This window comes from Phocaeicola salanitronis DSM 18170, assembly GCF_000190575.1.
Taxonomy (GTDB): Bacteria; Bacteroidota; Bacteroidia; order Bacteroidales; family Bacteroidaceae; genus Phocaeicola; species Phocaeicola salanitronis.
Genome location: NC_015164.1, coordinates 3,026,078 through 3,047,850, shown reverse-complemented (window position 1 = coordinate 3,047,850; position 21,773 = coordinate 3,026,078). Strand labels below are relative to the sequence as shown.

General features: G+C 49.2%; 16 protein-coding genes and 1 pseudogene. 8 read left to right on the top strand and 9 right to left on the bottom strand.

The window, feature by feature from the left end:
* Positions 1-26 precede the first annotated feature (26 nt).
* The 3 genes from BACSA_RS13180 to BACSA_RS18955 form a co-directional block, all read right to left on the bottom strand.
* The gene (locus tag BACSA_RS13180) at positions 27-1,484 is read right to left on the bottom strand and encodes a pectate lyase (protein ID WP_013618530.1); all 1,458 of its coding nucleotides are present in this window, start codon (positions 1,482-1,484) and stop codon (positions 27-29) included.
* Between the two features lie 13 nt (positions 1,485-1,497).
* Positions 1,498-3,093: a pectate lyase gene (locus tag BACSA_RS13175; RefSeq protein ID WP_013618529.1), complete on the bottom strand. Its 1,596-nt coding sequence runs from the start codon at positions 3,091-3,093 to the stop codon at positions 1,498-1,500.
* Positions 3,094-3,261: 168 nt separating this feature from the next.
* Complete coding sequence (locus BACSA_RS18955) at positions 3,262-4,617, bottom strand: TonB family protein (protein WP_144005225.1); 1,356 nt, start codon at positions 4,615-4,617, stop codon at positions 3,262-3,264.
* A gap of 242 nt (positions 4,618-4,859) precedes the next feature.
* Here BACSA_RS18955 and mscL point away from each other — a divergent pair, with 242 nt between their 5' ends.
* Complete coding sequence (gene mscL / locus BACSA_RS13165; RefSeq protein ID WP_013618527.1) at positions 4,860-5,285, top strand: large-conductance mechanosensitive channel protein MscL; 426 nt, start codon at positions 4,860-4,862, stop codon at positions 5,283-5,285.
* Between the two features lie 249 nt (positions 5,286-5,534).
* Positions 5,535-6,941, top strand: coding sequence for a glycoside hydrolase family 28 protein (locus BACSA_RS13160; protein ID WP_013618526.1), 1,407 nt, complete (start codon positions 5,535-5,537; stop codon positions 6,939-6,941).
* 68 nt (positions 6,942-7,009) lie between these two features.
* Here the strand turns inward: BACSA_RS13160 and BACSA_RS13155 are convergent, their stop codons facing one another.
* Positions 7,010-7,375, bottom strand: coding sequence for a DUF6249 domain-containing protein (locus tag BACSA_RS13155; protein WP_013618525.1), 366 nt, complete (start codon positions 7,373-7,375; stop codon positions 7,010-7,012).
* A gap of 144 nt (positions 7,376-7,519) precedes the next feature.
* On the opposite strand from BACSA_RS13155, the pseudogene BACSA_RS13150 reads away from it, so the two are divergent.
* From BACSA_RS13150 to BACSA_RS13135, 4 genes and pseudogenes are all read left to right on the top strand, one after another.
* Positions 7,520-8,065, top strand: a pseudogene (locus BACSA_RS13150) (RNA polymerase sigma factor).
* A 3-nt stretch (positions 8,066-8,068) separates the two neighbouring features.
* On the top strand, positions 8,069-8,431 hold the full coding sequence (locus BACSA_RS13145) for a hypothetical protein (protein ID WP_013618524.1): 363 nt from the start codon (positions 8,069-8,071) through the stop codon (positions 8,429-8,431).
* A gap of 95 nt (positions 8,432-8,526) precedes the next feature.
* The gene (locus tag BACSA_RS13140; RefSeq protein WP_013618523.1) at positions 8,527-9,672 is read left to right on the top strand and encodes a glycosyltransferase; all 1,146 of its coding nucleotides are present in this window, start codon (positions 8,527-8,529) and stop codon (positions 9,670-9,672) included.
* Positions 9,669-10,694 (top strand): lysylphosphatidylglycerol synthase transmembrane domain-containing protein, encoded by a 1,026-nt coding sequence (locus BACSA_RS13135; protein ID WP_013618522.1) that lies wholly within the window; start codon positions 9,669-9,671, stop codon positions 10,692-10,694. The genes BACSA_RS13140 and BACSA_RS13135 overlap by 4 nt, the downstream gene beginning before the upstream one ends.
* 203 nt (positions 10,695-10,897) lie before the next feature.
* Here the strand turns inward: BACSA_RS13135 and BACSA_RS13130 are convergent, their stop codons facing one another.
* From BACSA_RS13130 to BACSA_RS13110, 5 genes are all read right to left on the bottom strand, one after another.
* A complete protein-coding gene (locus BACSA_RS13130) occupies positions 10,898-12,607 on the bottom strand; it encodes an acyl-CoA dehydrogenase family protein (RefSeq protein ID WP_013618521.1) in 1,710 nt (569 codons plus the stop codon).
* 22 nt (positions 12,608-12,629) lie between these two features.
* The gene (locus BACSA_RS18950) at positions 12,630-13,454 is read right to left on the bottom strand and encodes an energy transducer TonB (protein WP_013618520.1); all 825 of its coding nucleotides are present in this window, start codon (positions 13,452-13,454) and stop codon (positions 12,630-12,632) included.
* 14 nt (positions 13,455-13,468) lie between these two features.
* Positions 13,469-14,488, bottom strand: coding sequence for an electron transfer flavoprotein subunit alpha/FixB family protein (locus BACSA_RS13120; protein WP_013618519.1), 1,020 nt, complete (start codon positions 14,486-14,488; stop codon positions 13,469-13,471).
* Positions 14,489-14,492: 4 nt separating this feature from the next.
* Positions 14,493-15,380 (bottom strand): electron transfer flavoprotein subunit beta/FixA family protein, encoded by an 888-nt coding sequence (locus BACSA_RS13115; RefSeq protein ID WP_013618518.1) that lies wholly within the window; start codon positions 15,378-15,380, stop codon positions 14,493-14,495.
* A gap of 150 nt (positions 15,381-15,530) precedes the next feature.
* A complete protein-coding gene (locus tag BACSA_RS13110; RefSeq protein WP_013618517.1) occupies positions 15,531-16,061 on the bottom strand; it encodes a TlpA family protein disulfide reductase in 531 nt (176 codons plus the stop codon).
* Positions 16,062-16,382: 321 nt separating this feature from the next.
* Between BACSA_RS13110 and BACSA_RS13105 the strand changes: the two genes are divergently transcribed.
* Entirely contained in the window at positions 16,383-17,591 is a 1,209-nt protein-coding gene (locus BACSA_RS13105) for a mechanosensitive ion channel family protein (protein WP_013618516.1), read from the top strand.
* A gap of 151 nt (positions 17,592-17,742) precedes the next feature.
* Positions 17,743-21,621 (top strand): response regulator, encoded by a 3,879-nt coding sequence (locus BACSA_RS13100; protein WP_013618515.1) that lies wholly within the window; start codon positions 17,743-17,745, stop codon positions 21,619-21,621.
* Positions 21,622-21,773: the final 152 nt, after the last annotated feature.

Here is a 21,773-nt window from a genome sequence, read left to right as displayed (position 1 = left end):
TGTTCTTTTTCATGGTATAGGGTCGTTTATAGTTTGGGGTACAAATGGTTTACCAGCCCGTTCAGGTACATTTCTAGGTTGGTATAACCGGTATCTAAACCGTATGCGGATGCGTCCGATGCATCGTTCGGGTTCAGTCCGTGTTCTTTCTCCCAGGCATCGGGCATTCCGTCGGCATCGCTATCCAGTGGGGCGGGAGCCGATTGATAGGTTTGCCATCCGCCTACGTCCGCAGGCTGGTCTATCATTCCGTTTGTGCTTCCGTGGCTTCCTTCGTACGTATAAGTCCCTTTTCGGGTCTCGTCCGCGATGCGTTGGTCGTATGCATCCCGCTTGAAAGACGCTCCGGCGTATTGCAATACGGCTTCATAGGCTTCGCCCGCCTCTTGGAGGGTTGTATGTTCGGCAATGTCGAAAGGTTTTTCAGACAGGTAGGCAGCTTTGTCCGCAGCCTTGTCTTTCAATATCAGCCCTGCGGCATTGTCCTTGTTTACCTTCTGCATGTCTTTCCGTTGCTTTTCGCTCAGCTTGGCGCATGAGCCATCCATGTAGTTCCCGCTCAGGTAGAACACGCCGTGCGTGCCTTGGGGATTGTTGTTCTTCCCGTCATCGGAATAGGCGGTAAACAGCCTTTTATACGAAGCGACCGTAGCGGTGTACGGACCGGGCTTATAGTAATTGTTCAGGAAATTATACGAACCTCCTTCGCCCGCGTATGCTCCGGCGCTTCCGTAATTGTAGATGACATTGTTGAACAATTCCACCCGCTCTTCTTCGGGCTTGCCTGTATAGCGGCTTCCGCACAGGCGGGGCGTGCGGTTGGAGTGATGTGCCAGCAGATTGTGGTGGAACGAGGCGGGCTGTCCTCCCCAGATGCCTCCATAGCCGTGCTTGCCTTTTTCGTGGATGGAGTTGAGCAGGCTTTCGCTGGCGATGCACCATTGCATCGTGAAGTTCCGGTTATCGTAGAACGTGGCACATTCATCCGTGCTCCAGCTCATCGAGCAATGGTCGATGATGATGTCCCGGTGGTTATTGAATCCGTTCATGGCATCGTTCCCTTTTTGCTTGATGTCCGCTCCCATGCGTGAACGGATGAAGCGGATGATGACGTTGTCTGCCTTGATTCCCAGCGTATAGTTTTTCAGGCAGATGCCGTCGCCCGGAGCGGTCTGTCCGGCAATGGTCAGGTCTCCGTTATTGATATAGAGCGGGGATTGCAGTTCGATGATGCCGCTTACGGCAAATACGATGGTGCGCGGCCCTTTCTTGCGGATTGCCCAGCGCAACGTGCCTTCCGACCCGTCGTCTTTCAAGGAATTGACGGTATATACTTTCCCGCCTCTTCCGCCGGTAGTATATTTCCCCGCACCGTCGGCTCCGGGGAATGCCGGTACGCGGTCGGTGGATGCTGATACCGGTAAGGCGCATAACGAGAGCGCAATCAGGCAGGCGGCTGTTCCGAGTTCTCTTTTCAGGTTCATATATAATAAGGTATTAAGGGTTAGGATATAAATCTTCTACTAAGCTATTCAGGTAAACCTCCAAGTTGGTATAATAGGGGCTGAGGTTGTATTTGGCTCCGTCCGAAGCATCGTTCGGGTTCAAGTGTTGTTCTTCTTCCCATGCATCGGGCATGCCGTCTCCGTCCGTGTCTGCCGGAGCTGTGCCCGGTGCGTAATCGGGCCATCCGCCTACGTCTTCGGCACGGTCTATCAATCCATTCGAACTTCCGTTGCTTCCCTCGGCGGTATAATTCCCTTGGCGCACGTTATCGACAATACGCGCGTCTACCTCATCCCGGACGAGCGATGCTCCCGCATGAGCCAATACCCAATCGTAAGCATCTTGTGCCGGTTGGGTATATTCGTCCGCATCGGGAGTGATGAGGAAGGCTTCTCCCGACCGGATGGCTTCGATGCCTCCTTCGGGCAAGGGGCAATTGTTTTCATTGGGATGTATGCCCGACCAGTTATCTGTATTGACTTCCGCTATCAGTTTTTTGTAGTTTTCGGGCAAGTTGGGGCAGGTATCATCGAAATAGTTCCCGTTTACGTAGAAAATTCCCCATACGCCTTTCGGGTTTTGCTGGTTTCCGTCATCCCCGTTAGGCTGGAAGATGCGGTTGACAATGCCTTTCTTCGTACAGGTGGAAGGTCCCGGCTTGTAATAGTTGTTGATGAAATTGTACGAGCCTCCTTCGCCCGCATAGCCTCCGTTGGTCGGTCCCCAATTATAGAATACGTTATTCCGCAGGTCGACTTGCTCCTTATCGGGATTGCCTGTGGTGCGGCTTCCCGAAAGGCGGGGCGTACGGCTGCTATGGTGTGCCAGCAGGTTATGGTGGAACGAGGCAGGTTCTCCTCCCCAGATGCCTCCGTACCCATGCCTTCCTTTGCTATGCTCGGAGAGCGTAAGGCTTTCGCTGATGATGCACCATTGCAGGGTGAAATTCTCGTTGTTATAGAAAGAGGCACACTCGTCGGTGCTCCAGCTCATCGAGCAATGGTCTATCACGATGTTTTTCCATCCTCTGCCCCACACGGCATCACCTCCGTCGGCTTCGGCTTCCGTTAGGTTGTCCGATCCCATGCGGAAACGGATAAACCGTATGATGACATTATCTGCATTTACTACAACCGGATGCCCTTTCAGGCAGATGCCTCCTCCCGGTGCGGTTTGTCCGGCAATGGTTACATCTCCATGATTGATTTTAAGCTCTTTGCTTAATTCGATAAGTCCGCCCGTGGCAAAGACGATGGTACGCTTGCCCGATTGGTTCAATGCCCAACGCAAGGTGCCCGTAGAGCCGTCATCGGCAAGGGAAGTGACGGTATATACCTTGCCTTCCGCTCCTCCGGAGGTAAATCGTCCGGCTCCGAAAGCATAAGGAAAGGCGGGGGTTACGCTCCGGTCGGGAGCGGGATAGTCGGGCAATTCTTCTTCGTCCGGCTCCGGATCAGGTTCCGGTTCTGGCTCCGGTTCTTCTTGTCCCGGTGGGTCTGGTTCTGCTTTCGGCGCTGTATCCGAGCAAGCCGTAAAAAGGAAAAAGCTGATGGCGATAGCCATCCCAAATGTTCTTGCTATTTTCATGGTATATATTTTTGAATCAAATATACGCCTTTTTGGTTAACAAGAAGAGGAATTTTTGTTTTTTCTTTTCTACTTTTTGGGCATTATCGGGGTAAGGCCTCGTGCGCGTCCGCTTGCGTGCGGAAACACATACGGCTGCATCGCCCGATGCAGGCGTATGCGTTTTCGTCAGTTCCCGGCGGGCTTTTCGGCAGGGGTTTGTTCCGGCTTGTCCTTGATTCCGAACAGCCAGCGGAAGAAGCGCACGAAGATGTTCCGTTTCTTGGGTTTCTGAGGCTCGGCATGTGTGTCCGGAGTTTGTGCCAGGGAATCTTTGGGCGCGATAAGCGAGTCGGCAGGTGCCAAGAGGCTGTCTTTCTTTAGGCGCAAAGAATCGTCCGGCATCCGGATGGAATCGGACAAAAGACGCAAAGAGTCCGGGCGCAACCGGAGCGAATCGGTCCGCAACGAGTCGGGCGTCAGCTTTTTCATGCGTAGGGAATCCCTTGCAACGGAATCCGTTAAAAGTGAATCTGCCAAGAGGCTGTCTTTATGCAGGATACTGTCCTTGCTTGCCAAGAGCGGCTTGGGCTGAACGGGTTTCGGGCGTTCTATTTTGAACTGGACGGGGACGGAGTATTTGCACCGCACGGTGATGCCATGGTCTTTCGCCGGAATCCACCGGGGCATTTCCCGGATAGCGTTCAGCGCTGCCGTGTCCATGCTTGCTTCCAGGCCCCGCACGATGGCGGGCGAGGCGATACGCCCGTTTCTTTCCACGATGAATTGGATAACCACTACCCCTTCGATGCTGTCCCGCTTGGCTTGGGGAGGGTATTTCAGGTTGCGTTTCAGGTATTGCTGGAAGGCTTTCATGCCGCCCGGATATTCGGGCATCTGTTCTGCCGAGGCATAGACGCGCCCGGTGTTTTTGCGTTGCATTACGATGGTGTAAGGCTCGTTGGGGCTTTGAAGGAAGGCTTGGATGGAAACGGACTGGTTTTCCATTCCGTCGGCGCGTACCCGTATCGGGTGATTGTAGTCCGCGTCAATCTGGAAAAGCCCGATTTCATCGGTGAGGACTTGCCTTCCGGTCCCTTGGATGCTGACCACGGCACCCGTTATCGGCTCTCCCGAAGCCGTTGTGACATAGCCTTCTATCGGGAACAATTGCTGGCTTTGCTTGTATGCGACAATGTCCTGAGGGCTGTCCAAGTAGAATGTTTTCGTGGCGTTTCCGGCTTCCAGGGTAAAGGATGCCACCGATTTTTCCCGGTCGGCGGGGAAATACAGGTATGCCGTGCGGGTGTACGAATCTTCTATTTCGTATCGGAACGTGATGACGCCTTGTGCATCGCCGGTGTATTCCTGGCTTCGGCTCGATATTTTGAGAATCATTCCGGGTTGAGGCTCTCCGTTGGTCTTGAGAACGGTAATGCGGAAAGTGGTCTCGGTGTTTGCTCCTTGTGCCGCAAAGGGCGTGAGGAGGAAAAGGCATACGAGCCACATATATAAGAAGGTATGTCGTATTCGGGTCTGGTTCATAATTTTGGGAAATAGCGCTGCAAAGCTACGAGTATTCTCTTGCATTTCAAAGTTTCTTCCTTTATTTCTTGCCTTTCTGTATGATTTTGCTACCTTTGTGTGCGTAAACGCTTTTATAAACACAGAGGTACGGAGACACAGAGTTCTATAAATAGAGGGTTAAAAATGAAAGATCGAACTTATTTTTCTCTGCGCCTCCGTGTCTCTGTGTTCAAATTGAAGAAATATAAATCGGGTAAACAATGAAAAAGACATTGAATGAGTTTAAGAAATTTGCCATGCGGGGCAATGTGGTCGATATGGCGGTCGGCATCATTATCGGGGGCGCATTCGGAAAGATTGTATCCTCGCTGGTGGGCGACTTGATTATGCCTGCCGTGGGTGTGTTGGTAGGAGGCGTGAACTTTTCCGACCTGAAATGGGTGATAAAGCATGCGGTGACGGAGGGAGACAAGGTGGTTTCTCCGGAAGTGGCGCTCAATTATGGGAATTTCATCCAGGTGGTCTTCGATTTCCTGATTATCGCCCTGGCGGTATTCTTTCTGGTGAAAGGCATCAATGCATTGACCCGGAAGAAAGAAGCCGAGGCAAAGACTCCGCCTGCTCCGCCGGCTGATATCCAATTGTTGACCGAAATCCGGGACTTGTTGAAAGAAAAGAATTTATGATTAGTTTATTGTTCGTCACGCCGGATTTGCAATCCGGCGTAATAAAAGAACCGGATTTGTAATCCAGAACCATTAGCTGACGATGCGGATTGCAAATCCGCATGTAGAATTACGCTGGATTGCAAATCCAGCGTGACAGGGATTCACCACAGAGAGTACAGAGGAAAATTCCTGTCACGTCTTCCTCTGTGCTGAGATAACGATTCATTTTATATACATACTTAACCCAATACATTTTATTCTTTATTTATGAAAACACTATTGATTTCCCTGCTGGCTTTGGCAGGCCTTTCCTTGCAGGCATCCGAGCCTGTAGACTTTGACAAAGCATTTGCCGAGAGTGATAAGATTGTACAACAAATCAAGCAGACCAGCTTTCCGGGCAGAGTTTATAACATTATGGATTTCGGCGCGAAGCCCGATACGCCCGACGCTCCGTGCCACGAAGCGATAAACCAGGCGATTATGGCTTGCAATCAGGAAGGAGGAGGAACGGTTCTGGTTCCCGAAGGGACATTCTATACGGGTCCGATTACCTTGAAGAGCAACGTCAACTTGCACGTATCGGAAGGGGCTGTCTTAAAGTTCTCTACCGACCAGGACTTGTATTTCCCTGCGGTCATTACCCGTTGGGAAGGCTTGGACTGCTACAACGCGCATCCGTTGATTTATGCGTATGGCGAAACGAATATCGCTTTGACCGGCAAGGGCGTGATTGACGGGCAGGGCTCGAACGAGAATTGGTGGTATATGTGCGGTGCGCCCCGCTATGGCTGGAAAGAGGGGATGCGTAGCCAGAAGTTGGGAAGCCGCGAGCGTCTGATGGGCTATGCGGAATTGAAACGCCCGATTTACGAACGGGTGATGACTCCCGAAGACGGGCTTCGTCCCCAGCTCATCAATTTCTATTCGTGCAATACCGTGCTGATAGAAGACGTGACGTTGCTCAATTCTCCGTTCTGGGTGATTCATCCCTTGTTTTGCGAGAGCCTGATTGTACGGGGCGTGAAGATATTCAACCGCGGTCCGAACGGGGACGGATGCGACCCCGAATCGTGCAAGAACGTGCTGATAGAGAATTGCCGTTTCGATACGGGAGACGATTGCATTGCGATTAAATCGGGACGGAACGAAGACGGGCGGAAATGGAACATCCCGAGCGAGAACATCGTTGTGCGGAATTGCGAGATGAAGAACGGGCATGGAGGCGTGGTTATCGGAAGCGAGATATCGGGCGGATACCGCAACCTGTATGTAGAAGATTGTGTGATGGACAGCCCGCAACTGGACCGTGTCATCCGTATCAAGACCAGCACCTGCCGGGGTGGTGTGATAGAGAATGTATTTGTGCGGAATATCAAGGTAGGGCAATGCAACGAGGCGGTGTTGCGCATCAACCTGAAATACGAGGAGCGCGAGCAATGCAACCGGGGATTTGACCCGACGGTGCGCAATGTTCACCTGAAGAACGTGACCTGCGAGAAGAGCCGTTACGGCATCGTGGCTATCGGGCTGGACGATGACAAGCATGTATCCAACGTATCGCTGGAGGATTGTCACTTTAATAATGTAAAGGAGAACGGGAACCGTATCGAGAATGTGAGCGACATTACGATGAAGAACCTGTACATCAACGGGAAGCTCTTTGAAAATTAAGAATAAAGAATGAAGAATGAAGAATCCCATGCAGGCGAGGCGATTCTTCATTCTTCATTCCTCATTTTTCATTCTTCTTCTTTCTTCTTGTTCAGTTTCAGTTCTGTGAGGACAGCGGCGATAAGTCCCAGCCCTCCGCCTATCAGGACGCTGGCGGCATAGATAATCGAAGAACTCTCATAGCTGGTTTGAGGGTCGATGCAATAGCCTGCCACCAGTCCGAGACCGATGCCGAGCATGAGGCAACCCGTGCGCAGGGTAGTGAAATACGTGGAGAATTTCAGGTGTCCTGCTACCCCGTGGCTTAATTGTTCGGGCTGAAGTTTTTCAATCAGCATGATTCGTTCTTTGCGTCCTACGAACAGTTCGAATAATTTGTAGATGCAGCCGAAAATAATGGCAAGCACGCCGATAGGTACTAAAATGTCTTCCATATTCTTGTTGTTTTTAAGTGATTAATTTCGTTCCTTTGCACCTTTAGACGCAAGGAAGTGCCGAAAGGTTACATGAATCGGCAAGAAAAAATTTTTGCGTATATTTTGTAACCTCTTTCCGGTTTTTGCGTCTAAAGAAACGGAATGAAACCGAACGAGTCACATATAATCGCGCAGATAGTAGCGGGGAAGACCGAAGAATTTTCGTATTTCCTCGATGCCTACGGACAACAGGTCTTCGCTTTGATTGTCCGCATGGTATCATCTCCCGAATATGCCGAGGAGTTGACTCAGGACACGTTTATGAAAGCGTTCCAGCATTTAAGCTCGTTCTCGAACGACAGCACGTTTTCTACGTGAATTTACCGTATCGCTTATAATACGGCACTTTCCGCCTTGCGCAAGAAAAAGGAAGAAGTGCTGGTGATAGACGACAAGCAATGGGAACGGGTTTCGGAAACGGAGATAGACGAAGCGTTGGACGATGAGTCGGAAGAACGCATCGCACGGCTTCAGGCGGCATTGGAAAAGCTGGCTCCGGAGGAACGTGCCATTATCACGCTCTTTTATGAGGAGGAGAAAAGCATCGAGGAAATAGCGCATATCTTGAATCAAAGCGTGAGCAATATCAAAGTGAAATTGCATCGCATACGCAAGAAACTATATATATTAATGAGTAAGGAGGAGTAAGTCATGACCACGGATAAAGGACTTAAGAAAGCGATAAAGGACCAGCCAGCCTATCGCTTGCCCAGTAATTTTACGTACCGCATGATGCGACAGGTGCGCGAAGAAGCCTTCCGGCGCGAGCGCAAGGAGGAACATCGCCTGCGGTGGGTGTTGGCGGCATGTTGTGCCCTTGCCTTGGGCGTTCTCTTTTATATAATAAAGGAGTATGGCGCTTTCTTTACCGAGGCGTTTCAGACCTTGTGCCAGATTTTTCCTTCGGGCGAGACATTCCGGTTTTTCCTGCCCACATCCGTCTCGCTGGCATGTCTTGTCGTACTTTACTGGTGGCTAGATAAGAAAATCTGGTTTATTCGGATGAAAAAATGATATCTTTGGGTGCTATCTGTTTTTGAATACCGGATTACTATTGTAACTTTGCATCAGTTTTTAATATGAGTTGATTCAAAACAGATAAACCAAGTATGATTGGCCTGTTTAATGATTGCTTCCCTCCTGTTATGGACGGAGTATCTGTTACTACACAAAATTATGCATATTGGCTTCATCAGAGGGGTGAGGATGTGTGCGTAGTCACTCCTTCGGCGAAGTCGTATACCGATTGTACACCTTATCCCGTTTATCGGTATGCTTCTATCCCTGTACCTCAGCGCAAGCCTTATCGGATGGGATTCCCTTATATAGACTTGCCTTTTGCCAAGCAAATCCATGGCTTGCCTTTCGTCTTGCTGCATGCGCATTGCCCGTTCACTTCCGGAAGCCTTGCCATGCATTTGGCACATGCCAAGCATATTCCGTTGGTGACTACTTTCCATTCCAAGTATCGTGCTGATTTTGAGCGGGTGATACCGAATAAGCTGATTGTGGAATTGATAATTAAGCGTATTGTGAACTTTTATGAACATGCGGATGAGGTATGGATTCCGCAGGCGTCGGTAGAAGACACTTTACGCGAGTATGGCTATCGGGGGAAAGTAGAAGTGGTGGACAACGGCAATGATTTTGCCGGTACCTATTCGGAGGCGGAGCGTGTGATGTTCCGGAAAGAATTAGGCGCCGCCGATGATACTCCGGTATTTCTGTACGTGGGGCAGCATATTTGGGAAAAGAATCTGGAATTCCTGCTTCATGCCGTTGCCCGGCTGAAGGATTTGCCGTTTCAGATGTTTTTCATCGGGACAGGTTATGCGGCTTCCAGTCTGAAGGAATTGTCGGAGAAGCTGGGCTTATCTGGCAAAGTCCGGTTTCAAGGCTGCATTACCGAGCGGGACGAGTTGCGTAAGTATTATCTGGCGGCAGATTTGTTCTTGTTCCCTTCTTTGTATGATAATGCTCCGTTGGTGGTTCGTGAAGCGGCGGCGCTTCATACCCCTTCTGTGCTGATAGCAGGCTCTACGGCTTCTGCCGTGGTCAGAGATGGAGTGAACGGTTTCTTGTCGGAAAACAATCAGGAAGCTTTCGCGGCAAGGATTACGCAGGTATTGCAAGACAGGCTCTTGCTGGGGAAAGTAAGTGTACAAGCCTCGGAGACGCTGGCACGCTCATGGGAAGACATTGCGGGCGAGGTGAGCGACCGGTATTCAAGTATTATCAAGCGCTATCGTGTATGAAAAAAGAAACGCTTTTCAATCCTTATTATGTAGCTGTTCCTATCGTCTTGGGGCTGTTGGTCATTGCCGGAATGTTCTGGAAAGAATTCGACCCTGGGATTTTTGTCGCGATTAAGCCCGATGCGCAAATGTGGGCAGGTATTGTATTGGCGGCATTGTGCATGGTTTGCCAGAATCTGGCATTGACCCAACGCTTTAAGATATTGGTCGGGAAAAAGCTTTCATGGAAACAGGTCTTCCGGGTGAATATGCTTTGTGAGTTTACTTCTGCCGCCACCCCATCGGCAGTGGGCGGGAGCAGCCTGATAGCGGTTTATTTGCATAAAGAAGGGCTGGCTGGAGGTGAAGGTACGGCGGTGATGATAGCCAACTTGTTTCTGGATGAATTTTTCCTCTCGTTGGCATGCGTTGTTGTGTTGTTGTTGTTTCCCATGGATATCCTTTTCATGGGGAATGCGGCGTTCGATACAGGCGTGCAGATTGTGTTTATGGCGGTGTTGGCGGTGGTATGTGTCTGGACCTTGATACTTTATGTGGCATTGTTTCATAAGGCGCAATGGATAAGCCGCCTGCTGCTTGCCTTGTTTTCACTTCCATTCTTGCGCCGCTGGAAACCGGGAGTGGTGAAGTTGGGCGAGGATTTGATAACAAGCTCGCGTGAATTGAGTTGCCGTTCGTTCGGCTTTTGGTTGAAGTGCTTCGGTGTGACGGCATGGGCGTGGTGTTCCCGCTATTGGGTGGTGAATGCCTTGTTGTTCGCTTTCTCTTCAGGGGGTGACCATTTTCTTGCTTTTGCCCGCCAGCTTGTTATTTGGATGGTGCTGGTAGTCACTCCCACACCGGGCGGAAGCGGTTTCGGCGAATATATGTTCAACGTATATTATGGAGATTTTTTCCCTTTTGCAGGAACGGCGGTGATAGCCGCTTTCGTTTGGCGGCTCATAACTTATTATTCTTATTTGATTATCGGCGTATGCATTTTGCCCAATTGGGTAAATTCGGTATTTGGAAAGAAGCGGTAAATACGTAAAGAATGAGCCTGTTTAGAAATGCAGATTAACGCGGATTCCCGCAGATTATTTTATTGGCTATTAGAGAATTTACGATTTACTATTTTGCTTTAAACCGTATCTCGCCAATCGAAAAATTGTAACTAAAATAATCTGCGTTCATCCGCGAAAATCTGTGTTTCTAATAAATATCATTTAACTTTATACATCTGCTTTTAGGCTTTCCGGTAGTTTTCCAATTCTTCTGCCTGGAAGTTCTGGATAAAGCTATAGTGCTTTTCCACTTCGGCTTCGGCATAATTTACATATACGTCGAGTGATTTGGCGAAAAGTTCGGGAGCCTTGTTCGCGTCTTGCAAGAGCAGGTGGCTCATCACGCAGAGGGCTGCCATTTCATACAGGCGGCGTGAGGTGAAGTCGAGCAGCTCTTGGTTTTGCGCTTCTTTCACCTTGGTGGTACAAGCTTCCAGTTTTCCGGTCATTGCTTTCAGACGGTCCATATAGCCTTGGTATTCGGGTGCGCAAGGGATGGCTTCGTACTCGTGCAAGGTAGCGGCATACGAACCGTTGGTCACGTAACGGATAGCGGCTACGGTCTGGAGCTGGGTCGTTCCTTCGTAGATGCTGGTGATACGTGCGTCGCGGTAGATGCGCTGGCAGGCATATTCCATCATAAAGCCCGAACCTCCGTGTATCTGGATGCAGTCGTAAGCGTTCTGGTTGGCGTATTCCGAGTTCATACCTTTTGCCAGCGGGGTGAAGCTATCTGCCAGTTTGGCGTAACGTTTTTGCTCCTGGCGTTCTTCGGGAGTCAACTTACGCTCGCGGGCGATGTCGTCCAATGCTTTGTAGATGTCTACATAGCGTGAAGTTTGGTAAAGCAAGGCACGTCCGGCATCAAGTTTCGCCTTCATCGTGGCAAGCATATCGTATACGGCAGGGAATTCGATGATAGCCTTACCGAACTGCTTACGGTCTTTAGCGTAGGCAAGTCCTTCATCGTAAGCGGCTTGACTCAATCCTACCGATTGGGCGGCGATACCCAGGCGGGCACCGTTCATCAACGCCATTACGTATTTGATAAGTCCCAACTTGCGGTCGCCGCAAAGTTCGGCCTTGGCGTTCTTGTACACTAGTTCGCAGGTGGGCGAGCCGTGGATGCCGAGCTTGTTTTCGATGCGGCGCACGTCCACGCCTCCGTCGTTCTTGTCGTAGATGAACATCGAGAGCCCGCGTCCGTCGTGTGTGCCTTCTTCCGAGCGTGCCAATACCAAGTGCAGGTTGGCGTCACCGTTCGTAATGAAACGCTTCACGCCGTTCAGGCGCCAGCACTGGTTGGCTTCATCGTAAGTGGCTTTCAGCATTACGCTCTGCAGGTCGCTTCCGGCATCCGGTTCGGTCAGGTCCATCGACATGGTCTCGCCGGCGCAGATACGCGGGATGAAACGGCTGTGCTGGTCTTCGTTCCCGAATTCGTAGAGGGTCTCGATACAGTCCTGCAACGACCAGATGTTTCCGAAGCCCGCATCGGCTTGTGCCACGATTTCGGCGCACATGGTGTAGGGGGTAATCGGGAAGTTCAGTCCTCCGAAGCGGCGTGGCATGGTCATGCCGTTCAGCCCGGCTTTCACCATGGCGTCAAGGTTCTGTTTCGTTCCTGAAGCATATTCCACACGTCCGTTGGCATGGTGCGGACCTTCCAGGTCTACGCCTTCGGCATTGGCTGCAATCACTTCTCCGGTGATTTCTCCGGTGATTTCCAACACTTTGTCGTATGAGTCCATCGCGTCGGCATAGTCTTGCGGCGCGTAGTCATACTGGTCTTTGTCTCTATAATCGCGTTCTTTCAACTGACAGATACGCTCCATCATCGGGTTGTTGAGATGGAAGCGCAATTCAGGATGTTCGGTATAATAGTTTGGCATAGTTTTTTTGTCTTTTTAGGAGTTAAGATTTTCTGATTCTGAATACAATGGGAAACTTGACAGAGTTGCGGAACTCGCCGAATTGTACGGGACGTTCCCATTTCAGGGGCATCATATCTTCTTCGACCAAACGGGATGCTTCTTTACGCAACAAGGGATGCTCGATGCTTTGCGGAAGGATTTCATAGCTTTTGATATGCCCTTCTTCATCGAATTTTAATTCAATGATTACCTTGCCTTGCGCTTTTTCCCGTACGGCTTCTTTGGGATAGTGAAGATGCTTGGCAATGAATTTCAGCATCGCTACACTTCCTCCGGGAAAACCGTTCCGTTCAGAAGGATAGAAGTCCGCTTCTTTTCCGGATTCATCGAAAACATGACCGCCCATAGAACGGCCTTTGCTGAATTGCTCGATGCGCCAAAGTGCCCCATTGGGGTAATACATTTTTACGTTGCGTTCTCGTTTCCCTTCTATGAACAGGCATTCGTATTTCAGTTGTCCGTCTTCATAGAAACGCTGGTATTTACCGTGTCTTTTCCCGTTCTGGTCGTGGTATATTTCGGAAGGCTGGCCATTCGCATAATACAGGACAGATTCTCCGTGCAAGATGCGCCCTTTGGGCTCTTTGGTAAAAGCGGCATAATGCTGGACGCGTAGCAAGGTGTCTCCCATATTATAAAAGGTCACTTCGATGTCGTTCTTTCCAAGTTCTTTCCGAATGCAGTATTGATGTGCTTTATCCTTATCATCAATCCATCTCTTTTGTTTGTCCAAATAGATGGTGTCTTGCGAAAAGGCGGAAAGGGCAAAGAAGAAAAGCATTCCGAATATACCTATGTTTCTCATTGTCTCCTCAGATTTTATTTGCTATTTTTCTTATAATACTTAATCATCTTCGGAATGACCTCTTCCACCGTCCCGTTAATCACATAATCAGCAATTGTGTTGATTGGCGCGTTCGGGTCGCTGTTCACCGAGATGATGATGCCTGCGTCCTGCATGCCGGCGATGTGCTGGATTTGTCCGGAGATGCCGCAGGCAATGTAGAGTTTCGGATGAACCGTTACGCCGGTCTGGCCTATCTGGCGGTCGTGGTCGCAGAAACCTGCGTCTACGGCTGCACGGCTAGCGCCCACTTCGGCGTGCAGTTCTTTAGCCAGCTCGAAAAGCATGTCGAAGCCTTCCTTGCTTCCCATGCCGTAACCGCCGGCTACAACGATGGGCGAGCCTTTCAGGTTGTGTTTCGCCTTTTCCACGTGGCGGTCGATGACCTTTACCACATAGTCGGTTTCGGGGACGAACTTCGCTACATCGTGGCGGATGACTTCACCCTGATAATTCTCGTCGAGGATTTCTTTCTTCATCACGCCCTCACGCACCGTAGCCATCTGCGGACGGTGTTCGGGGTTGACGATGGTGGCAACGATGTTTCCTCCGAATGCCGGACGGATTTGGTACAACAGGTTCTTATAGGTGACACCATTCTTCTTGTCTTCGTGGTCGCCTATCTCCAGCTGGGTACAGTCGGCGGTCAGTCCGCTGGTCAGGGCAGAAGATACGCGCGGGCCCAAGTCGCGTCCGATGACCGTAGCGCCCATCAGGCAGATTTGAGGCTTTTCTTCTTTGAAAAGGTTCACCAAGATAGAGGTATGGGGCAGGGAAGTGTAAGGGTACAATCCCGGTGCATCGAATACGTGCACACGGTCTGCGCCGTAGGGGAGCACTTGCTTTTCTACACTGTCAAGTCCGCTTCCCGCACAGATGGCTTCCAGTTGGCATCCTAATTCGTTCGCCAGTTTACGGCCTTTCGTTAACAGTTCGAGGCTGACGTCGGCAACATGCGTGCCGTCCATCTCACAATATACAAATACATTATTCATAGTCTTATCCGATAGTATGGTTAGCCAACAGTTCAACAATCAGGTTTTCTACATCCGCGTCGCTTCCCGTCAGGGTCTTGCTTTCCTTTGCCTGGAAGATGATGTTCTCAATCTTCTTCACCTTCGTGGGAGACCCCGACAGGCCGCATTGTTTCGTGTCGCCGTTCACGTCTGCCACGCTCCATTCGGTGATGTTCAGGTAAGGATGTTTCTCGTACTGGTCTGCATAGGGAAGGGCTGCTCCGTCTTTGGTCAGGGCTGCTTTTTCCTGTCCGCCTAAGGCGCGTTTGTATTTCATCACCAGTTTGGCGTTACGCGGGCGACAGGGCGCCGCGCTTCCGTTTACGGTCAATACGATGGGGAGCGGGGCTTCCACGGTTTCCACGCCTCCGTCGATGTGGCGTTTCACACGGATAGCCTTGCCGCTTACCTCTTCGATTTCTTCTACGTAAGTGACCTGCGGCAATCCTAACTTCTCTGCCACTTGCGGGCCTACCTGCGCCGTATCGCCGTCGATGGCCTGCCGTCCGCCGATGATAAGGTCATACTCGCCAATCTTGCGGATAGCAGTGGCAAGGGCATACGAAGTGGCAAGCGTGTCGGCGCCGGCAAAAGCACGGTCGGTCAATAAGTATCCGTTGTCGGCTCCTCTGTATAAGCCTTCGCGGATGATTTCGGCTGCACGTCCGGGCCCCATGGTCAGGATGGTGACGGTAGAACCGGGATGCGTGTCTTTCAGTCGGAGTGCCTGTTCAAGGGCATTCAGGTCTTCCGGGTTGAATATCGCCGGAAGCGCCGCACGGTTGATGGTGCCGTCGGCATTCATGGCATCTTTCCCTACGCAACGCGTGTCGGGTACTTGTTTTGCCAAAACTACAATTTTCAAACTCATTTGATTATTTATTTTGGTATTAGTAATTTAATTAGTTGTCGGCAAAGTTAATGAAACCATTCGTTTTTTCACCATGAACTGTTCACTATTAACGATTAATTTAATAGAATATTCCAATTATCCCCTACCGGTTTGGGGAAATGCGGATGTTCATTCTTTGTTTTTCATCCTTAATGCCTCCACGTCTTCCGTAAGCTCATCCAGTCCGGCTATCGGGTTGTCCGAATACGTGCTGTAGACTTGCAGGCTCTTGTCGGATACGTACACCCGCGGGATGCCTTGCCCCGAAAACAGGTTGTACACGCTCCGGCTTTCTTGCGCCGAATAGGGGAGGGTCAGGCCATGGGCTTGCCAATAAGCTTCGATTTCCTCCGCCGCCTCTTCACGGCTGATGCAATAGATGGCGACTGAATCGTTGGCCCGGTACAAGTCGTACAGTTGCTGGATGACCGGAAGCTCCTGTTGGCAATCAGGGCATCCGGTATGGAAGAATACCAGTACTGACACCTTGCCTTGAAGGTCGGAAGTGGCAAGCATGGAGCCGTTGTCCAATTCTACCTGAAATTCAGGCAGCGTGTCGCCCGTCACAATGCCCGCCTCGCCGTATGCCGCATCGTCGCGGATACAGCCGGCCAGGATGAGGCAGATTCCCCATAAAATGCAGTAATAAATGTGTGTCATAAGCGAATCTTAACAGGTTATACGTCTTTTCGTGGATAAATATATGAAAAAAGCTTCGTATATTTGCCTCGTTAAAAGCAAAAACTTACAGAAGCCCATGTAGGGGCGTATCGCATACGCCCGAATACGCCAGCTTCTTGCTTGTCACGCTGGATCTTGTCACGCTGGATTTGTAATCCAGCGTAATTGGATTCGCGGATTTGCAATCCGCATCGGCAAACGGTTTCGGATTAAAAATCCGATTCTTTAATTACGCCGGATTGCAAATCCGGCGTGACAAGCATATCTGTAAAGCAAGAACTTAAAAACTCAAAAACTTATATGGAACATATAGATGAAGAAATCGCCCGTGTCTTGATGGAAATGGGCATCGACAAGTCGAATCTGGACTGGACGACACGTGTGATATTGATATTGGCTATATTGCTGGTTTCGTACATCGTGACGAAGTTATTCCGTCATGCGCTGATTCCGGCGGTGCGCAAGCTGACGGCAAAGACGAAGGCGAAATGGGACGATTACCTGTTCAACGATGACATGCTGCACAGTTTCTCCCGGATGATTCCGCCTATCATCTTTTACCTGCTGCTGCCTTTCGCTTTCGATGGCTATCCCTACGTGCTTACCATCCTGTTGAAAGCATGCCTTATTTACCTGGTGGTCACAACGCTGATGCTGGTCAACGCATTCTTGAAGTCGCTTTATGAAATTTCGAACGAGCATGAAACCTTGCGTTACCGCCCGCTGAAAGGAATTTACCAGATGGTGAGCATTCTTGCTTTTTGTGTAGGCCTGATTCTGATAATCAGCATCCTCATCGACCAGAATGCCGCTACCATACTTGCCGGACTGGGTGCTTCGGCGGCAGTGCTGATGCTGATATTCAAAGACAGCATCCTCGGGCTGGTGGCTGGCGTACAGCTCTCGGCGAACGACATGCTGCGTCCGGGCGACTGGGTCACGATGGCGAAATACGGTGCCGACGGGTTTGTGAAAGAAGTGTCGCTCACCACGGTGAAGGTGCAGAACTTCGACAAGACCATCACCACCATTCCCCCGTATGCCTTGGTGAGCGATTCGTTCCAGAACTGGCGCGGGATGTGGGAGACGGGAGGAAGGCGCATCAAGCGTTCGCTCAATATCGATATGACCACCATCCGCTTCTGCACCGGTGATGAAATGGAGGCTTTTGCAGAAAAAGGGTGGATCGGCATGCCCGAAGAAGGGGCAGAACCGGTGGTGAACCTGGAAGTGTTCCGGAGATATGCGCTGGAATACCTGCATGCGCATCCCCGTATTCATCAGGATATGATGATTATGGTGCGCCAGATGCAGCCCACTCCCGAGGGGCTTCCGCTGGAGTTCTATTGTTTCACGCAGACAACGGAGTGGCTTGCCTATGAAGGCATTCAGAACGAGGTCTTCAATCATTTCATTGCCGTGCTGCCCCGGTTTGGCTTACGTGTGTACCAGCATCCGTCGGGAAACGATTTGGCACGGTTTCTTAAGGAAACTAAAAAAGAAGCATAATATAAGGGTTAACCCTAATCATTCCCTGTTATGATAATGTCCGTTTTGTTATAAGATTGTACAAGTTTATGGATTGTGAAACTTATTTTCATAAATTTGCAATGCTGATAACATGATAATCGAAAAGCATATAGTTTAATGGAATGAAATCATGGCAGGGGCTAAAACATATAAGACATCAGAATACGGGGGCGTGAAGTATTTCTTCTCGCTTGCCATGACTGTATTTTTAGATTTATTGGCTGGCGTTTGTGGCAGGCTTTCCTTATTTGCTTTATTGGCGATGTTTTCACTTCCAGTCAGTGCCCGGTTCGATATTGTTGGTAAGAAGATTACGTTTGAAAACGGATTACCGGATAATAATATCCGTTGCATCGTTCAAGATGATGAAGGCTATATGTGGTTTGGGTCATTGTACGGACTATACAGGTATGATGGTTATCGGTATTTTCATTATGTGCGGGCTACAGAAGGTAATGGGGAGTTGTTGCCAAACAATCATATTGAAAGCATTGAGAATGTCGGAAACGGTAAGTTGCTTATCCGTTGTAGCGGTTGGCAATTTGTATTATTCAACACCGGTACTTACCTGTTTGAACCTTGTACGTCAGAAATGGCTATGAAGATGATAGCACGGGCAACCGCTCCGAATCAGTTTTCAGACAATTGTGGCAATCAGATTAAATATAATCCTTTGACGGGAAAAATTCATTATATTCGGGCAGGAAGACAAACGGAAAGTTTTTCATTGAAAGTAGTCTCAGATGATATGATGCGGCTGCATCAGGATTACAAAATAAATGTCATAACCACTCCGGATGGATTAGTGTGGATATCGACTAATGGCAATGGCTTTTTCATCTATAATCTTGATACGGAAGTTTCGGAACATTTTACGTCCGAAAACTCTCCGTCATTTATGACAAGCAATTTTATTGTCAGTATGACGATGTCGGAGGACGGGGCTATATGGCTTGCATTCAATCGGAGTGGCATAGCGAGGCTTGAAAGTGAAGAAGCAAAGTGCCGGATAGTCAATATGGGATTGTCTGGCGACCTTATAAATTCGAATGAAATAAAAGTTCTGTCCAAACTTTGTGATGGCAGGATACTGGTGGCAAATGATGGTGGCAGGATATGTGCTTTAACCGACAGTACACAGCTTGCTAGTCTTGGTAAAGATTTTCCGGAAGGACTTGAATACCTGACTGCCGGAATTACTCCGGACAGTGTGACGTGGATAGGAACGCGCAACAATGGCTTGTTCTTGAACGGAATGTGTTATCGTCATGATGCATCCGACAGCCGTTCAATAGGTTCCGACCGGATTGTCACGGCAATCTATGACCATTGTAACCGTATTTGGGTGGGAGGTTCTGATAGCCTGTTCGATTTGGCTGTGCCGGTTGTCGGTGAAAAAGGAAGGGTTTCCTATACATTCCGTCATTTCTTCCAAGAAACCGGAAAGTTCGGTGTACGTTGTATGATGTCAGATTATTTAAATAATATATGGGTTGCTACGACTATAGGTGTCATTGTTTTCAATCCGGATTCGTTGGTGGTCAATCCACAAGCATATAAAGTATATTCCTTCGGTGGCAAATCCATGGGCGGTAATCGTGTAAACAGCCTTGTTGAGGACCGGCAGCATCGGGTTTGGATTGGTACGGCAAGCGAAGGTCTTTTCTATGCGGAAAATTCGGCGGAAGCGCATCTGAATGGTCCTGTTTTTTATCGCATTGAAAACAGCCAGCTTGTGAACAACAAGATTCAGGTGCTGGCATGTGACGGTCGCGATAATATATGGATTGGGACAGAAAATGGACTGTATTATTATCGGCGGGGTGGCGAGCCGGTCGCCTGTCTGCGATTTGAAACTCGTTATTTGCGGAACATTTATCAAAACAATTGTGCAGCTGAACTTAGCGGCGGACGTATGGCTTTCGGTACGTGTGACGGCATTGTCATTGTGAATGAAGAGAATATGCTCGTTCAGAATGATTGTGGCAGATTGGTTATAACCGATATCGAGGTAAACGGGAACACAATATATCCTGATTTGTCAAACGGTGAAGAAGGGGGCAGATGGAAACAGGTTTCCGACTTGAATCTGCGGAGTCATGAAACTTCTTTTTCGATTTATTTTTCAGACCTGTCTTATCGTCATACGACCCGCTACAGTTATATGCTCGAAGGTTATGACAATCAATGGTATGTCAGCGACAATCTGAATTTTGCATCTTACCGTAATCTTCCTTCGGGCAGCTATGTATTTAGGGTACGTGCCTCCACTCCTTCAGGAAAGGTTTCAGAGCGCATTGTCAGTATACATATTGCAGCCCCTTGGTATGCGGCTTGGTGGTTCCGGTTGCTGCTGTTTGTAATAGTCATGACCGTTTGCTGTGTCGTTTATTACAACCGGCAACGTGCCCTGGCTCTCCGGGAAAAGGCACAGGCCGAAAAAATGTCAACAGAATACCGGCTGAAATTCTTTACGAACATATCTCACGAGTTCCGTACCCCGCTTACGTTGATTCATGCCTCGATAGATAAATTGCTCAATAGTGGCAATATGCCTGAGTCATTGCTTCCTTCTGCTGCTATCATGCGCCGTAACGTAGAGAGGTTGCGTCGTCTGATTGACCAGTTAATGGAGTTCCGGCGAATGGAGAACAATTGTTTGGAATTGCGTTTGGAGAAGACGGATGCCATTCCTTTCTTGTATGCTATTTGGCAGGCGTTTTGCGATAAGGCGGAAAGCCGGGATATCCATTACGAGTTTATATGTTCTCTGACGCATTGTGATATGTATATCGATAAAGGATATGTTGATAAAATCGCGTACAATCTGTTAAGCAATGCTTTCAAATATACGCCTGTCGGAGGAAAGATTACGTTGGCTGTCAGGCTGGAGATGCAAAATCTGGTGGTGGAAGTGGCGGATAATGGCATTGGTGTGCCGCAGGAGAAGCGTGCTGATTTGTTCAAGCGTTTCAATCATTCCATGATGAATGGTGATTCGATGGGCATCGGGCTAAACCTTACCGCTGAACTTGTACAGACACATCATGGAACCCTGACATTCCATGATACTGAAAACCAGCCTTCGGGCGCGACATTTGTGCTGACTCTTCCTTTAGATAAATCGGTATATAAACCTGAAGAGTTCATGTATCAGTCGCCGCTTATTGATGGCAAAACCGCTGATGGTGATGTCCTTTCCAAACATCCGGTTGCCGTAAATGGCACATTCCTTAACGGCTATACTGTGCTGGTTGTAGAAGATGACCGTGATACTCAGGATTTTCTTGCGGCTGAATTAAGTGATTATTTCCATGTCCGTACAGCGAATGACGGAAAAGAAGCGGTCGCTATGCTTCATGACCAGTTGCCCGATTTGGTAGTAACAGATTGTGTGATGCCTAATCTTGATGGTATTGGCTTGCTGAGGCACATACGCCACAGTGCTTATAAGTATTTGCCGGTGATTATGCTGACCGCCGTTGATGGCATGGAAGGGCGTATTAAGGGCATATCATCGGGAGCGGACGTGTATATGGCGAAACCTTTTTCTACACGCGAATTGGTTGTTCAGTGCGTCAGCATCTTGCAAAGGCACGAACAGTTGAAGGTGAGCTATTCGCAGGTGGAAGTGGAGCAGAAAGTAAAAATGCCGGAACTTATCATCGAAGAGCGTGACCGTGAGTTTATGCTTAAGCTTGATGCGTATATAAAGGAGCATTTGAGCGAAACTGATTTGAATGTCGATCGTCTGGCGAAAGCCATGGGGTATGGGCGTACAAAGTTTTACCAGAGGGTAAATGCCCTTGCAGGCTGTTCGCCTAAGGAGTATATCCGGAAAATACGTATAGAACAAGCCGCCTTGTTGTTGCGTGACGATCATATTACGGTTGCTGAAGTGAGTTATAGGGTCGGATTCGGAACACCTCAATATCTGACTACGGTCTTTAAGTCTTATTACGGCGTCTCTCCGTTGCACTATAAGCAGCAGGGCAACCAAGCTGAATGATGGTCATCGGGCGCAAGGAAGGAATGCTTTAGAAGTTTGGAATGCGAATAATTTATATGTCTTTTGATTCAAAATGTATATGTAACTGTACGATAATCGGCGGGCTGTACAATTTTGTAACTATACGGACATTTCCGTAAAAATGGAAATAA